Below are 13,797 nucleotides of genomic sequence, written 5' to 3'. Positions count from 1 at the left end.
AATGATTCGCCTATTTCTTGCTTTACCGCTAGCGGGTGCATTGGGCTTAGCTCTGTTTTCTTTTATGGCTTGGATGGTCGATAATGGCCATCAACGTTCACCAGACAACAGTGAGACGTTAAGTTTCAACATGGTAATGGTGGAACAAGAACAAGAAGTCCAAAGAAGACAACGTGCAGTTCCTGAAAAACCAGAAATGCCAGAGCCGCCACCGGAAGCGCAAACGTCTCAGTCACAAGCTGAAGTTACGCCTCTGAATTCGATGTCTTCACTGCCTTCTTTGGATTTGAATACATCGATTGACGGCCTAGCGATTAACGCTCCGACATTTTCTGATTTTGGGTCAAACCAACAGGCAATGCCTTTGTATCGAGTAGAGCCTCGTTATCCTGCGAAAGCGCTGAAGCGCGGAGCTGAAGGCCATGTGATTATGTCTTTTACTATCGATGAAACGGGACGCCCAATTGACATTCAAGTCACTGACGCAAACCCACGTCGTATGTTTGAACGTGAAGCGATGAGAGCACTTAAAAAATGGAAATATCAACCGAAAGTCGTCGATGGAAAAGCGATAGCTCAGGTTGGTCAAACCGTGAAACTAGAGTTTAAGTTGGCAAAATGATGAAACAGATATGGATATTAGTGGGCTTGTTGTTAATGCCCCTTACAACACAAGCGCAAGAGCTATCTCAATATACTGCCATTCGTGTTCAAAAGGCGCATAAGCTTGCTCAAGATGAACAGGTTAAGCAGGCGATTGATGTACTTGCAGGCTTGGAGCTTTCTAAAGGTTACGACAAAGCATACGTAGCTCGTATGCTGGGTGTGTTTTACTGGCAAGATGGCAAAACTGACGCGGCGATTAAGCAGCTAACTTATGCCGTCGATACGAATTTGCTAGTCGATGAGCAAGCTTGGATAACGAAGCGTATGCTGGCTGATTTGTTGTTGAACGATCAGCAGTTTAAAAACGCGCTTCCGCACTACTACGAGTTAGTGAAAACAGCGCCAGAGAAGGAAAAGAAAGACACGCTTTGGATGCGAATTGCACAAGCTGAATACCAAATTGAAAACTGGTCGAAAGTCCTAGTGGCCATCGGTAATCACGACAAGTTCAATTCAAAACCAGAGTTATCACCTCTATCGCTAAAACTGGGCGCACAGCTTCAGTTAAAGCAGTGGAAACCGTCTATTCCGACACTGGAAAGCCTCATTGAACTTCAACCAGAGAAAGATAACTGGTGGCGTCAACTTGTTGGTATTCAGCTAAGATTAGAACGTAATCGTGATGCATTGAACACGTTAGCACTGGCTGAATTACAAGGTGTTAAGCTGAAAAACTCAGATCGCCGCTTGTTAGCACAGCTTTACGCGAAACGCGGCATTCCAGAACGTGCAGCTCAAGAAATTAGCAAGCTAGATGATGCGAACAGCGACGTTCAACTTCTGGCGGAGCAAGCAACTTACTGGCAGCTAGCGAAAGAGTGGGACAGTGCCATTGAAGTGTGGACGTTAGCGTCTAAAAAAGACACTCAATATCATTGGAACGTGGCTCAGTTATTGGTTCAGCAAGGTTACTACGACCGAGCGCTGGTTGTTTTAGACAAAGTGAAAGACAAAAACAAACAGGCTGACGTTGCATTAGCAAAAGTGCGTTCATGGTACAAGCTAAAGAATCTTGATAACGCGCTTGCTCAAGCAAAACGTGCAAACAACATTGAACCATCTTCTGAAGCAAAAGGTTGGATTAAATATCTGACTCAGCTACGAACAGTCAGCGATAACGGAAACGTCTAACGGCTGATAGTCAGAAACACAAGAAACAAAGCAACAAAGTAGAAAAAGGGTGTCATTTGATCGTTCAAATGACACCCTTTTTAATTTTGTCTCGTAACCTGTCTCATAATTCAGTCGGCTAGAGTGGGTCTAGTTTTACTCGTCGGATCGATTACGGGTCGCACATTGTCCCACTAGGCGTAGCACTTTGAATCACTAGGCGTAGCACTTTGAATCACTCCGTTGGTATCAGCAATCCAGTTAATGGTGCAGTCACGATAAGGGTTCTTAAAGGCATGTAAAGTATAACCATTATCTAATGGTTTCTTTGTTTCAGCCCAGGCATAGTTTCGAGATGCCCAAAAACTAACAGGGCGTGAGCGTTCGGTTAGGTAGCGCTCTTGTACATCGGTTATATCTGAACCGATATACTCCTGGATAGGTTCTTCCGTGCTGGCCATTTGGCTACTGCACGCTGTTGCTAGCGCTGCAAAAGCCAAAACAAAAATACGCATTTCAAATCCTTTTAAGCTTCATTAGCTATCATCAAACCAGTGATCAAATAGTCCCAACTTTCTATCCTTAAAGCCACAACTGTTACCTTAAACCCATCTTAATCAAGCGTGTTGAGATTGAGTTTTTTTTGAGCTTTGACCCTGTTATCGATAACCTCTAATAGAACGAATCAAATCCCTTTAGTACACGTTAGCAAGAATATGCATACAGTTCGATTACTTCCCATGTAATGTTATGTAAATTTCCTTACGCCACTCGGCAAACGTAAACAATGTAAATTGAATGCCAATACGAATGATTATCAACTAAATTGTCGCCATAAAATTTATAGGTATTGGTTTGTATGTCGTTAAAAAGTAGGGCGGTTCAGTCATGGGCTCGTCGGCTTCATGTTTATATTTCTATGGCGCTTCTGTTCGTGCTTCTTTTTTTCTCAGTGACAGGTATCACCCTGAACCGACCTGAGTTATTTGAATCAAGCCAACCCAATATCCAACGCTCTACGCTAACGCTTCCTACGAGTTTATTTACGATCCAAGACGGCCGGTTAAAAGCTGACGAGACAGCATTTGAAACGTTTCTGTTTGAAGAAGCTAACCTCTCCGGCGTGCCTTCAGGTTTAGACATCTACGCCGAGATTGATGACGGTGAGTTGCTCATCGGCGAAGTGTCTATGGACTTCAAAGGACCAGGCTACAACGCCTCTGTGTTCGTTGACGTGACGTCTGAAATGGTGGAAGTCGAAACCACCAATTACGGCGTTATCGCGCTTTTGAACGACCTACACAAAGGCCGTAACAGCGGTGAAGTTTGGAAGTGGTTCATCGATATCACTGCTCTGCTGATGATCTTTTTTGTGCTGACTGGCGTGTGCTTATTGTTACCTAAGAAAAAAACACTCAATACCTCCATTAAATGGACGGTATTTGGCTCTGCAATCTCACTTGCTATCTATTTTGTCGCCGTACCTTAACCCTCAGTTCGATTGCGAGAGCAACTTGAAGAACGGATGAAAGGTTTAACGGATTTAAAAGGTTGTAAAACATGAACAAATTGAACTGGAGCAAGGTGCTTCTTGCTTTATCTCTTTTGCCAAGTCTAGCTATGGCACAAGCGATCCCTGATACGGCAAAACTTGATGTGAACTTTAAGCTTCCAAAGATTGATACCTCTATGTACGCGCGTCCTTATGTGGCGGTGTGGGTAGAGAACAGCGAACGAAAGTCAGTGAAAACCATTGAGCTTTGGGTCGGTAAAGATGAATGGCTTAAAGACTTACGTAGCTGGTGGAGAAAAGTTGGGCGTTACGATCGTGAATTGGTTGATGCAGTGACTTCTGCAACGCGTCCTGCTGGCCAGTACCGTTTCGTTTGGGATGGTAAGAGCGATGATGGCCAAACTCTAGAGCAAGGCGAATACACGGTTCATATCGAGGTTGTGCGTGAACACGGCGGCCGTAATTACCTTCGTCAAAAAGTATCGCTAACGGATGTAAATGCTTCTTATGAGCTAAAGGCGACAGAAGAGACGGGTGAAATCACTCTGAACTACATCGCTAAATAGTAAGTGCGAATAGCAAAAGCAAACTGAACAGAATAGACAGTCGTCATCGTAGGCTCAGATAGAGCGACACGGCTAACAATTATAAATAATGGAATTGAACATGATGAAACAGACAAAAATTAAGGCACTTGCACTAGCGGGTGTTATGGCGTTCGGCCTAGCAGCAACGACAACAGCGCAAGCTCACCCGCGTTGGATTCTGCCGTCTCACTTTACCGTGTCTAAAGAAGGCGGTGACTGGCTAACGTTCGACGTTACTGCATCTCACGGTACGTTCGTTTTCGATAAGCCAGCAGGCAGTGAAAACGCACATGTCATCATGCCAGATGGTCGCAGCGAGCGTCCTAACTTTGTTATTCGTGGTAAACGTCGTTCTATTTTTGATTTCTACTTCGAAGAAGAAGGTACGCACAAAGTGGCAATCAACAATGAGCCTTCTTACTACACGCAATACAAAGCGGGTCGTCGTGACACAGTGAAATGGATCAAAGCAAACAAAGCGGAACGTGATTCAGTTCTTCCTGAAAAGTCGCGTGACGTGGTAACACAAATCAGCTTCACTCGTGCAGAAAGCTACATCACAGTAGGTAAGCCATCGGATTCAGTCTTCAAAATTGAAGGCAAGCTACTTGAAATGAAGCCAGTAACGCACCCTTCAGACATCATTGAAGGCGAACCGGTGACATTCCAATTCTTCTACAACGGTGAAATCCAAAAAGACGTGAAAGCGGAGATCACTCGTGAAGGCACGCTTTACCGCAACCACCAAGAACAGATTGATGTAGTGAGTGATGAGAACGGTGAAATCACGTTCACTCCAGACGTAGCGGGTCGTTACGTAATGAAAGCGAACTACAAAGGTGAGTTGATTGACAACCCACTGGCAGACAAAGCAAGCGCGAACGTTCACCTAACGTTCGAAGCACTGCTTCAATAATTTGTGATGTCGGGGCTAGATCCCTGATTAAACGACCAAAAAACTTAAGGGCTCATTTGAGCCCTTTATCGCTCAGTTTACTTCTGAGAATTTGCACTGTGGCTAGGGTATGAACCATGACAATAAAAACAAAACTAAAATCGATAATCACTCCATGCTTGGCTCTGGGACTCGGTTTCGCTGCATTACCTGCGCAAGCACACTTTCCACTGATGAGCTGTTGGTTTGAAGGCAAAATCGTGGCGTGTGAAGCGGGTTATTCGGATGGCAGTAAAGCGATTGATTACGCGGTTGAGATGTACGACTACGAAGACAACTTGATTGCAAAAGAGATGACCGATAAGCGCTCTATCGTTGAGTTTCCAAACCCTGACACTGAGTTCTACCTTGTATTCGATTCAGGCCATGAGTTTCCTGTTGAAGTCGACGTTGTTGAGATCAGCGAGAAATGATGATCCAAAGTGTACGTGCTGACACGGGCGGCAGAGAAGGCAAATGGGTAGGGCTGATCATTGTGTTCATTCTGAGCTTTGCTACGGTCGCGATCCCATTTCATCAAGCAGAAACCCACGTAAAAGCGGTACTTGATCATCAAATTCTGGTGACCGATGTTGAACAAGAAAACTTGGCAATGTTGTCAGAGCTGCGTTTAGCGCATGAAGAGATTCGTGACCTACGTATGGACTCAGACGGCGAATGGCCAAGTGTTTCGTCACTTAAAGATGAATGGGTCGCGCCATTTGTTGAAGACCAGAGTTGGAAGCGCAAAGGTTCTCATACTTGGTTATTGGACGCGCGTGGTTACTACTTTTCTACGCCAAGTGAACAAGCTACATCAAGTGAATATGCTGCACAAAGCGAACATGGCTTTGCTGACTCCTTTATTTTAAACGCCAACAGTGTCTCTCCTGAAATCTGGATTTTCTTTGGTGGCGTATCAAGTCAACCGACTAATTTTGATGAGAACACACTGGAATCTTCAGGCTGGAAAATGGTCGTCAATGAATCAGAAGTTGAGCAGCATGATGCTTATTCTCATTAAATAATCCGGCTTACAAAAATGCTCACTAATAATAAGAGATTTACTATGCGAATTATGACTCTATTGATGTCGTTATTGGCGGTGTTAATGACACCCAATGCATTGGCAAAAGAATATAAGATCGATAGCGACAAGCTAACGATTGGTATAACCCTTCAGCCTTACTACAGCTATGTAAAAGCGGTGGTGGGTGACAAAGTGAACATTCTTCCATTGGTTGATGCTGGGTTTAATCCGCATAACTACTTACCACAACCGAATGATTTGAAGCGATTGAGCCAGATGGATGCGATCGTGGTAAACGGTATTGGTCACGATGACTTCGCGCTTAAAGTGATTTCAGCCGCGCAACGTGATGACTTAGTGATGATTGAAGCAAACAAAGAAGTGCCTTTACTTCCTGCTCTTGGTCAGTCTGTTGGTCAAGGTGCCGTTAATCCGCATACCTTCGTTGGGCTTTCGACAACGATTCAAAAGGTTTACACCATCGCCAGTGAAGTGTCTAAGCTCGATCCTGACAACGCGGCTTTTTATCGTAAAAATGCACGTAAATACGCAAAGCAATTTCGCTTTATGAAGCGCGATGCGATGTTGTCATTAGGTGAGCTAGATACATCAGGTATGAAGGTAGCGACTACGCACAATGCGTATGGCTACATCCTTCAAGAGTTTGGTGTGGATGTCGCGGCGGTGATTGAGCCTGCACACGGTGTTGAACCGAGTGCGAGCCAGCTGCAAGAGACGATCGAAAAGATCCGCGCTTCCGGCATTGATGTTCTGTTCTACGAGCTAAACATGCCAAACCGTTTTGTTGACACGATTGAAGCGGAAACAGGTGTGCAGCTTTACCGTTTTTCTCACATGACGCATGGCGAATATCAAGACGACAAAGTTGAAGTTGAGATGAAGAAGAACCTCGAGACGTTGATCGAAGCAATGAAATTTGCGGCGGCGAACCAAGCTAAAAGCGGGAACGCATAATGTTAGGTCCATCGATTTCAATCAATCAACTCGGTCTGCAATACGACAACAACGTCATTCTTGACGATATCTCACTAGAACTTAAAGCGGGTGAGTGTCATGTAATCATGGGGCCAAACGGAGGTGGTAAAACTTCTCTGCTGCGCTCTGTTCTTGGCCTTACGCCTTTCTCTGGACAAATCAATATTCATTGGCCAGAAAAGCCAAGTATTGGTTACGTTCCTCAAAAAGCGGCCTTCGAATCGAGCTTACCTCTAACGGTAATGGATTTCGTGTTGCTTAACCAAACTCGAATTCCGCTATTTTGGCGTCGTAAGTCTAAGCAATTGGATCTCGCACTCGCACAATTGGATCGTGTGGGTATGGCGACTCGTAGCGACCGCCGTATGGGCCAGTTATCGGGCGGTGAACAACAACGGGTGTTGTTTGCACAAGCGCTATTGGATAACCCAAGTTTGTTGGTGTTGGACGAACCGACAACAGGTATGGACGAGCAGGGCGTTCGTTATCTTGAATCTTTAATTCGTGAATGTGTTGATGAAGGCCGTACGATTCTTGCCGTTCACCATGATGTAACCGCAGTGCGTCGCCTTGAAGCGAATGTACATGTTGTGAATCGATTCTTGGTGGATAGTGGTCCACACGAACAAGTGCTGCACCCAAGTAAGATTGAAAGCTTGTTCCAGCATTACAGCAGTGGCGCTGCGATGAACAAACCGAAGGAGGTTGCGTAATGGATTGGTTACGACAACTTGCCATAAGTGGCGTTGAAGCGGGTTGGTTATCAGACAGCTTCATGTACGCGTTCATGGTGAATGCTCTGGTTGCCGCGTTGTTACTGGGCCCTTTACTAGGTGGCCTCGGTACTTTGGTGATTGCAAAGCGTCTGGCTTTCTTCTCTGAAGCGGTAGGTCACGCTGCATTAACCGGTATTGCTATCGGTGTTTTGCTTGGTGAGCCACCAGAAAACCCAATTATTGGTCTGTTCAGTTTCTGTATGATCTTTGCTTTGCTTCTTCATTTTGTAAGAAACAGAACCAATGTGCCATACGATACTTTAGTCGGCGTTTTCCTTGCGCTCGCTTTAGCGGTCGGCGCGGCATTGCTGATGTACGTGGCACGTAAGATCAACATCCACATGCTTGAGAACGTGCTGTTTGGTTCGATTCTCACGGTAACAGATCAAGACTTAGCGATTCTCGCAGGCAGCTGCGCACTCATCATTTTGCTCTTGATACCGACGTTCAACCGTATTCTTCTCACTTGTATTAGCCCTGATATTGCCAAGGTTCGTGGCTATAACACCAGCCTTTATGACTACTTGTTTGTCATGATGATCACCTTAGTGACGATTGCAGCAGTGAAGATCGTGGGTGCGGTTCTTGTTGGGGCATTACTGCTCATCCCTGGCGCGACGGCTCGACTGTTGACAAAACGCATGGGCAGCTTTGTTTTGCTTTCTGCGTTGCTGGCAACCATCGCGTGTTTGGTCGGAACGGTATTACCGATGGAGCTTAAATTGCCAGTGCCATCAGGCGCTTCAATCATCATCGTTTCTGCAACGTTTTTCCTAGCGGCAACGCTATACCGAATTATAAGAAAGGCATAATCATGACTTCTTTAATGAATCGTATCTCAATCTCAGTGAAAGCAGCGGCTCAAGTGAGTGCACTTAGTAGTCTGTTTTTGGTTGGCTCAATGGTGTCTCTCAATGTTAATGCTGAAGATATCCTAACCAGTACGCCGGTGACCTACGCGTTGGCGACTGAGCTGACCAAAGGCACAGACATTACGACTGAATACCTACCACCAAAACGCTACGGCATTGATCGCTTGCCTAATTGGTTTGGCACTAAGGGGGCGAGCAAAGTCCTTCAATCAGGAGAAAAGGCGACCGTTGCACTAACGCTGTCATCTATCTGGCAAGCTGATCCTACATTTGTATACGCAAGACAAGGCAACATTCGTTTGGTTGAGGTTGATGCTGCTCAAGCGATTACACCGCGCGCGCAAGGTGTCGCTGCGCTGACGTTATCAAATGGTGAAGTGTCTAAATACGCGTGGTTAAACCCAACCAATCTAACGCGTATGGCGGCAATTGTGGCTGATGACTTTAAGTTGTTGTGGCCGGCGCAAGCTGAGACCATTGATAGCAACCTACAGCGCGTAATGCTTGATGTTCGTGAACTGATTAACAAGCAACAAGCGGTGTTATTGGATAACGACGTAGATTCAGTATTGTTGCTTTCAGAAAGTTTGGAAGATTTCGCTTCAGGTAGCCAACTGTTTGTTGAAGAGCGCATGTTCAAAGCAGAACTGGAATGGACAGAGCAAGACAAAGCCAAACTCAAAGCGATGTTTTCAGAAGATGATGCACTATGGTTAGTCACAGCGAAAAAGCCAACTAACTTAATTAAGTCTCTAGTACCTAACGAGCGTATCTTAGTGGTTGATTCCGTTGACCGTTGGGGACGAGCGGGGATTAATGCAAAAGCGCCGTTTGCACGCTGGGAAGTTCAGCCTTTCAAAGGTTAAGTGGCTAAAATAAGTTAGCTAATAAACCACGTAATGAAAAAAGTACGATCAAAAAAGCAGCCCAATTAGAGGCTGCTTTTTTTGTTCTTGTCCATTGGCTCTTGGAAGAGTATCAGACAAGAGAACTGCGAGTTTACAACTTACTCTGCAGCTTTTGTCTCTTTAGTTTCGATACCCGCTTCTTCCGATTCAACAGAAGCTTCAACTGTGCCTTCAGCTTGCTCTTGAGCGGCTTTCGCTTGCTCTTCAGCTTCCATTTTTGCGCGGTCAGCTTTAGAAATATAGCGAGGCTTGTTGCTACCATGCAGTTTAGACGTCGCCTGTTTCTGTCTTTTCTTTAGAATTTGATTGATTTTTTTCTTACGGTTCATTGCTGCATAGCCTTGTATTTAGTTTATGCGGTGGAGGATAATCATTTTAGATCTAGAACTCAATATTTACATGCTATCCAGCAAGGAAAATATCACTATGCAGGCAGTCGATACCGCACGCTTACGATTAAGAATGATCGCACCTCAAGATGCGGCGTTTATTCAGCGATTATATAGCTCAGAAGATTTCTTACGTTACATCGGAAACAAGGAAATTACAGATACTGGCAAGGCTGTTGAATACATCGAAAACAACATTCTTAAGATGTATAGAGAGAAGGGTGTGTGTTTACTGATGGTTGAGATTAAAGAGTCTTCAACGCCAATCGGTGTCTGTGGTTTGATTAAAAGAGACACACTAGAGGCGCATGATATTGGTTATGGTTTTGTACCTGAAGTCTATGGTCAAGGTTATGCAAAGGAAGCGGCACAAGCGATAATTGAACAAGCTCAACATAATGCTGATATCGATCATTTAGTTGCCATCACGACCTCTGATAATATTCGAAGCATCGCACTGCTGACTAAGTTGGGTTTTGTGTTTGAGCGAGTTGAAGAGGCGATCAATGAAAGCGTCAATCTCAACCTGTACGGTCTATCACTGAGTAATTAATCATGTTTCAACATAACAACATTCTGCAAGGCGAACTCGCAACCGAGTACAAAACTGTTATTGCTATGGTGCACATCTATTGCAAAGATCATCACGGTGCTGTTCGTTTGGACAACGCGTTATGTGAAGAGTGCGAGCAACTGTTGCGTTATGCCGAAACACGACTTGATCGCTGTCCTTATGGCGAGGCGAAGCCAACCTGCAATAAGTGTCCAATTCATTGCTATAAGCCTGAGCCTAAAGAGCAGATGCGTTTAGTGATGCGATATGCTGGTCCAAGAATGCTACTCAAACATCCGATTTTAGCGATACGACATTTGATACATGAGAAGCGTAAAGTGCCAGAGAAGCCATTGCCGAATGTGTCGAACCGCCATATCCGAATGAACAAAAAGTAACGTATTGTTTGCAGTGGAAAACGGTTTAGAAATAAGAAAGGTCTGATTTCTCAGACCTTTTTGTTTTTATGTTCGATGACTAAACCTAGAACGTAAGAGATTACGCGGCTTGAGGCTCTTCGTAGGTAACCGTCAGGTTATTGATCCAGCGTCGGCTCAAGTATCGGTGTGAACAGATGGCCAGTTTCACCACTTCTTCTACCAACATCAGACCATAGATGTATTTGAAATCCCATCCAGCGACAAACGCACCGTAAACACATACTGGAATACCCACCATCCACATCGCGATGAAATCCATTCGCAGGCAAAAAGCGTTATCACCACCAGCACGAATAATACCGTTAATGATCACCATGTTGAGCATACGAATGACTACTGCAAAACACATAATAGTCATTGCAGGTGCAGCGAGTGGGTACAATGCATCGGTAGAAAGGTTTAGCCATGATAGAACATGTTCTTTACCCATAAACAGTAGCAACCCAACGACCGCGCCAAACCCAACGACGGCTTTAATGAATGTTAGACCCATGCTCATCGCGTCATCAAATTCATCACGGCCTAATGAATGGCCTAACAAAACAGAACACGCCACTGAAATACCAAAGAAGATCGAGTAACACAGCGATTCAAATGGTGCGAGCATCGAGAAAACCGCAAGCTCTGTTGTGCCCATGTGACCGAAGATCATTTGGTATGCCATAGTACCCATTGCCCACAGCACGGCATTCATCGTTAGCGGCAACGCAATACGTCGGTAAGACAGCCACAGTGACGGACGATGTGGTGAGCTTGGAGTGGTTAACAGCCAGTGTTTACGCATACGCATGTAGCTATACATCAAGCCCACTTGAATCAATCGCGCTAAGGTTGTTGCCAATGCCGCACCTGCAACGCCCATCGCTGGAATGCCGAAAGCCCCTTTAATTAGAATGAAGTTAAGCGCAATGTTGAGTGCAATGGTAACCCCCCCTAGTAACAGTGGAGTTACGGTGTCACCTGATGAGCGCATGCTTGCTTCCACCACGACAACAATATGAGTCAGCAGCAGAACAGGAAAGCCGTACCAAAGGTAAGTGGCGCCAAGCTCAATCACGGTTTGATCGCTGGTTTGCAACATCATTAAAAACTGGGATCCAAGAGTGATGATTGCAGTGACAGGCAGCAGAACTTTTAAGCCAAATACCATTGCGATGGATGACACTGTGCGTGCGCTTTTACGGTCGTTCTTTCCCCAGTATTGAGCGACTAATGTTCCGTTTGCTGAGGCCAACCCTGCCATAATCATAATAGCAACGAAGTGCCATTTTGATGCAATTCCCACAGCGGCCGCTGCTTCCATGCCAAAGTCACTGACCATTAAGACGTCAGCAAGGGCAAGAATAGCAACCAACGCACTTTGCAAAGCAACAGGCAAACCAAGTTTAACGATACGAGGTAAGATGCTCTCTGGCTTGTTATTCATAGATGAGTTAGGGTTGATGTTAGTTGTCATAAGCTCTCCGATTTATGGCAGAACTATAGTGATTTGAGTGAAGTAACAACATGTTTAAAAAACAACAAAACCTGTGCGAATCCGTCATTGATGCAATGAAGCCTAAATCTACGTGGCAAGATGATGTTTTTCTCGCGGAACAATGTAAAGAACGTTTTTTGACCGTTGAAGATATCCCGGAAATGAAAAGCTGTGGCGTCTACATGGCTGGTATGGCAAAGCTGCATGACGCGTATTGGGTTGAACGTGAATCTGTAAATGTTCATACGTTGATTTTTACTCAAGAAGGGGGGGGAATCTTAACCACCGCAACCTCAGTACAAGCGATTACGCCATACACACTTGTGGTTCTTCCTGCGGGAACCCCATTTCGCTTTGAACTAGATCCTCAATACAACTATTGGAAAATGGCGTGGATGCTGACGCCCGATGCCCCGCAATGGCAGCATATTGCGAGTTTAGGTCAGAACATTGTGCCTTTTGGACAGTGTGAACAGATCTGGTCGCTGATGAATTTGGTTCACTTTGAAATTGGCGGCCGTGCAAGTTACAGAAAACTGCTCATGAGCGAGATCATTCGAACCTTAACGGGCTTTGAGCCCAAATCGACCAGCACCACGGCACGTGTTCAGGCGTTATACAACGAAATCGAAAGCAGTCTACATTTAGCGTGGACCGTAGCGGGGATGGCAGAACGTGTTTTCATCAGTGAAGAACAGTTAAACCGAGTCACTAAGTCGTTGTTTAACGTGTCTCCACGTAGCAAGTTGATACAACTGAGAATGGACAAAGCGACCAGCTTGTTGAAGCAGCAAGATTGGTCAGTGTCGATGATTGCCAACCGCTTAGGCTACAAAGATCCTTATAACTTCTCACATCGCTTTAAAAAGCATTTTGGTTTATCGCCAAGTCAATATCGTAAAAGTCATCGGGTTGCCGGTTAGCGTAGTTTATTTCCTCGATCAATTACGCAAGATCAATCTTTGCAGTAATAATACTGTATTGAGATATCTATCAATTTAGTATTTTTACTCTATTCGGTACTATTGGAAATATCCAAGAGGGTGACTGCATATGCAATGCGAGGAATTAATGCAACAAGCTATCAAAAGTGTGAATGATTTTGAATTCCCGTCAAAGGTTATTCTAAATAATAAAGAGTTTCAATCAGGTACAAAAATTGTTCGAAAGCAGGGTTGTGGTTCAATAATAGGAACGCTTTCTGAGCCTCATCGTAAAGTACTTTTCTATCTTTACCTCAATAGAGGCCAAGTTGTAAGTAAGCAAATTCTCAAGAGTGTAGGTTGGGCTGGTAAAGCGGTGACAACTGCATCTGTGTTGGTTGCTATTTACGAGATACGAAGGATTCTCGACTGCCGTTGTATACAAACCGTTTCCAACGAAGGGTATGTTATGGAGTGATAAATAATCTCCTATTGATATCCTATTAATATATTAATAATAAAAATTTAATCTCTTTACCGTACGAGTTCCATTGATTATCGTCAATTCTAAAACGTCCACTTATAAGCGACGTTATATAAATATGAATGAATCTGACATTGTC

Annotated in this window: 17 protein-coding genes and 1 pseudogene; 15 read left to right on the top strand and 3 right to left on the bottom strand. The window is 44.6% G+C overall.

Annotation, left to right across the window (positions count from 1 at the left end; translation table 11 throughout):
• Position 1 precedes the first annotated feature (1 nt).
• Both OQJ75_RS02780 and OQJ75_RS02775 read left to right on the top strand, forming a co-directional pair.
• Positions 2 to 622: an energy transducer TonB gene (locus tag OQJ75_RS02780; protein WP_048612627.1), complete on the top strand. Its 621-nt coding sequence runs from the start codon at positions 2 to 4 to the stop codon at positions 620 to 622.
• Positions 619 to 1,797: a tetratricopeptide repeat protein gene (locus tag OQJ75_RS02775; protein ID WP_265970666.1), complete on the top strand. Its 1,179-nt coding sequence runs from the start codon at positions 619 to 621 to the stop codon at positions 1,795 to 1,797. The genes OQJ75_RS02780 and OQJ75_RS02775 overlap by 4 nt, the downstream gene beginning before the upstream one ends.
• A gap of 173 nt (positions 1,798 to 1,970) precedes the next feature.
• Here the strand turns inward: OQJ75_RS02775 and OQJ75_RS02770 are convergent, their stop codons facing one another.
• The gene (locus OQJ75_RS02770) at positions 1,971 to 2,291 is read right to left on the bottom strand and encodes a hypothetical protein (RefSeq protein ID WP_265970667.1); all 321 of its coding nucleotides are present in this window, start codon (positions 2,289 to 2,291) and stop codon (positions 1,971 to 1,973) included.
• Between the two features lie 344 nt (positions 2,292 to 2,635).
• On the opposite strand from OQJ75_RS02770, the gene OQJ75_RS02765 reads away from it, so the two are divergent.
• The 9 genes from OQJ75_RS02765 to OQJ75_RS02725 all read left to right on the top strand — a co-directional run bounded on the left by OQJ75_RS02765 (position 2,636) and on the right by OQJ75_RS02725 (position 9,350).
• On the top strand, positions 2,636 to 3,265 hold the full coding sequence (locus tag OQJ75_RS02765; RefSeq protein ID WP_265970668.1) for a PepSY-associated TM helix domain-containing protein: 630 nt from the start codon (positions 2,636 to 2,638) through the stop codon (positions 3,263 to 3,265).
• 71 nt (positions 3,266 to 3,336) lie between these two features.
• Positions 3,337 to 3,855, top strand: coding sequence for a DUF2271 domain-containing protein (locus OQJ75_RS02760; protein ID WP_265970669.1), 519 nt, complete (start codon positions 3,337 to 3,339; stop codon positions 3,853 to 3,855).
• Between the two features lie 100 nt (positions 3,856 to 3,955).
• The gene (locus tag OQJ75_RS02755; RefSeq protein ID WP_017109579.1) at positions 3,956 to 4,792 is read left to right on the top strand and encodes a DUF4198 domain-containing protein; all 837 of its coding nucleotides are present in this window, start codon (positions 3,956 to 3,958) and stop codon (positions 4,790 to 4,792) included.
• A gap of 116 nt (positions 4,793 to 4,908) precedes the next feature.
• Positions 4,909 to 5,244 (top strand): hypothetical protein, encoded by a 336-nt coding sequence (locus OQJ75_RS02750; RefSeq protein WP_108156521.1) that lies wholly within the window; start codon positions 4,909 to 4,911, stop codon positions 5,242 to 5,244.
• Positions 5,241 to 5,834 carry a DUF6162 family protein gene (locus OQJ75_RS02745; RefSeq protein ID WP_265970670.1) on the top strand — a complete coding sequence of 198 codons (594 nt, stop codon included), beginning with the start codon at positions 5,241 to 5,243 and terminating at the stop codon, positions 5,832 to 5,834. Before OQJ75_RS02750 ends, OQJ75_RS02745 begins: the two co-directional genes overlap by 4 nt.
• Before the next feature lie 45 nt (positions 5,835 to 5,879).
• Positions 5,880 to 6,815: a metal ABC transporter solute-binding protein, Zn/Mn family gene (locus tag OQJ75_RS02740; protein WP_265970671.1), complete on the top strand. Its 936-nt coding sequence runs from the start codon at positions 5,880 to 5,882 to the stop codon at positions 6,813 to 6,815.
• Positions 6,815 to 7,549, top strand: a complete 735-nt coding sequence (locus OQJ75_RS02735; protein WP_265970672.1) for a metal ABC transporter ATP-binding protein — start codon at positions 6,815 to 6,817, stop codon at positions 7,547 to 7,549. The genes OQJ75_RS02740 and OQJ75_RS02735 overlap by 1 nt, the downstream gene beginning before the upstream one ends.
• On the top strand, positions 7,549 to 8,424 hold the full coding sequence (locus tag OQJ75_RS02730) for a metal ABC transporter permease (protein ID WP_265970673.1): 876 nt from the start codon (positions 7,549 to 7,551) through the stop codon (positions 8,422 to 8,424). Before OQJ75_RS02735 ends, OQJ75_RS02730 begins: the two co-directional genes overlap by 1 nt.
• A 2-nt stretch (positions 8,425 to 8,426) precedes the next feature.
• Complete coding sequence (locus OQJ75_RS02725) at positions 8,427 to 9,350, top strand: ABC transporter substrate-binding protein (RefSeq protein ID WP_265970674.1); 924 nt, start codon at positions 8,427 to 8,429, stop codon at positions 9,348 to 9,350.
• Positions 9,351 to 9,490: 140 nt separating this feature from the next.
• On the opposite strand, the gene OQJ75_RS02720 is transcribed toward OQJ75_RS02725, so the two are convergent.
• Positions 9,491 to 9,721 (bottom strand): DUF2986 domain-containing protein, encoded by a 231-nt coding sequence (locus OQJ75_RS02720; RefSeq protein WP_004731171.1) that lies wholly within the window; start codon positions 9,719 to 9,721, stop codon positions 9,491 to 9,493.
• A gap of 97 nt (positions 9,722 to 9,818) precedes the next feature.
• Between OQJ75_RS02720 and OQJ75_RS02715 the strand changes: the two genes are divergently transcribed.
• Together OQJ75_RS02715 and OQJ75_RS02710 are read left to right on the top strand one after the other, a co-directional pair.
• Positions 9,819 to 10,334: a GNAT family N-acetyltransferase gene (locus OQJ75_RS02715; RefSeq protein WP_265970675.1), complete on the top strand. Its 516-nt coding sequence runs from the start codon at positions 9,819 to 9,821 to the stop codon at positions 10,332 to 10,334.
• A 2-nt stretch (positions 10,335 to 10,336) separates the two neighbouring features.
• Positions 10,337 to 10,732: a nitrous oxide-stimulated promoter family protein gene (locus OQJ75_RS02710; RefSeq protein WP_108156527.1), complete on the top strand. Its 396-nt coding sequence runs from the start codon at positions 10,337 to 10,339 to the stop codon at positions 10,730 to 10,732.
• Positions 10,733 to 10,832: 100 nt separating this feature from the next.
• On the opposite strand, the gene OQJ75_RS02705 is transcribed toward OQJ75_RS02710, so the two are convergent.
• Positions 10,833 to 12,230, bottom strand: coding sequence for an MATE family efflux transporter (locus OQJ75_RS02705; RefSeq protein WP_265970676.1), 1,398 nt, complete (start codon positions 12,228 to 12,230; stop codon positions 10,833 to 10,835).
• A gap of 50 nt (positions 12,231 to 12,280) precedes the next feature.
• Here OQJ75_RS02705 and OQJ75_RS02700 point away from each other — a divergent pair, with 50 nt between their 5' ends.
• A complete protein-coding gene (locus OQJ75_RS02700; protein WP_265970677.1) occupies positions 12,281 to 13,174 on the top strand; it encodes a helix-turn-helix domain-containing protein in 894 nt (297 codons plus the stop codon).
• 120 nt (positions 13,175 to 13,294) lie between these two features.
• Positions 13,295 to 13,681: pseudogene (locus tag OQJ75_RS02695) on the top strand (winged helix-turn-helix domain-containing protein).
• Positions 13,682 to 13,797: the final 116 nt, after the last annotated feature.

This window comes from Vibrio sp. 14G-20 (assembly GCF_026241515.1).
Lineage (GTDB): Bacteria > Pseudomonadota > Gammaproteobacteria > Enterobacterales > Vibrionaceae > Vibrio.
The sequence above is the reverse complement of the archived record's forward strand: the minus strand, read 5'-3'. Positions and strand labels throughout refer to the sequence as shown.

Bases quoted from the DNA above. Each gene is read 5' to 3' on its own strand.
- OQJ75_RS02750 (WP_108156521.1), top strand. From the start codon at position 4,909: ATGACAATAAAAACAAAACTAAAATCGATAATCACTCCATGCTTGGCT.
- OQJ75_RS02745 (WP_265970670.1), top strand. From the start codon at position 5,241: ATGATGATCCAAAGTGTACGTGCTGACACGGGCGGCAGAGAAGGCAAA.
- OQJ75_RS02715 (WP_265970675.1), top strand. From the start codon at position 9,819: ATGCAGGCAGTCGATACCGCACGCTTACGATTAAGAATGATCGCACCT.
- OQJ75_RS02760 (WP_265970669.1), top strand. From the start codon at position 3,337: ATGAACAAATTGAACTGGAGCAAGGTGCTTCTTGCTTTATCTCTTTTG.
- OQJ75_RS02735 (WP_265970672.1), top strand. From the start codon at position 6,815: ATGTTAGGTCCATCGATTTCAATCAATCAACTCGGTCTGCAATACGAC.
- OQJ75_RS02775 (WP_265970666.1), top strand. From the start codon at position 619: ATGATGAAACAGATATGGATATTAGTGGGCTTGTTGTTAATGCCCCTT.
- OQJ75_RS02710 (WP_108156527.1), top strand. From the start codon at position 10,337: ATGTTTCAACATAACAACATTCTGCAAGGCGAACTCGCAACCGAGTAC.
- OQJ75_RS02730 (WP_265970673.1), top strand. From the start codon at position 7,549: ATGGATTGGTTACGACAACTTGCCATAAGTGGCGTTGAAGCGGGTTGG.
- OQJ75_RS02755 (WP_017109579.1), top strand. From the start codon at position 3,956: ATGATGAAACAGACAAAAATTAAGGCACTTGCACTAGCGGGTGTTATG.
- OQJ75_RS02765 (WP_265970668.1), top strand. From the start codon at position 2,636: ATGTCGTTAAAAAGTAGGGCGGTTCAGTCATGGGCTCGTCGGCTTCAT.
- OQJ75_RS02705 (WP_265970676.1), bottom strand. From the start codon at position 12,230: ATGACAACTAACATCAACCCTAACTCATCTATGAATAACAAGCCAGAG.
- OQJ75_RS02725 (WP_265970674.1), top strand. From the start codon at position 8,427: ATGACTTCTTTAATGAATCGTATCTCAATCTCAGTGAAAGCAGCGGCT.
- OQJ75_RS02720 (WP_004731171.1), bottom strand. From the start codon at position 9,721: ATGAACCGTAAGAAAAAAATCAATCAAATTCTAAAGAAAAGACAGAAA.
- OQJ75_RS02700 (WP_265970677.1), top strand. From the start codon at position 12,281: ATGTTTAAAAAACAACAAAACCTGTGCGAATCCGTCATTGATGCAATG.
- OQJ75_RS02770 (WP_265970667.1), bottom strand. From the start codon at position 2,291: ATGCGTATTTTTGTTTTGGCTTTTGCAGCGCTAGCAACAGCGTGCAGT.
- OQJ75_RS02780 (WP_048612627.1), top strand. From the start codon at position 2: ATGATTCGCCTATTTCTTGCTTTACCGCTAGCGGGTGCATTGGGCTTA.
- OQJ75_RS02740 (WP_265970671.1), top strand. From the start codon at position 5,880: ATGCGAATTATGACTCTATTGATGTCGTTATTGGCGGTGTTAATGACA.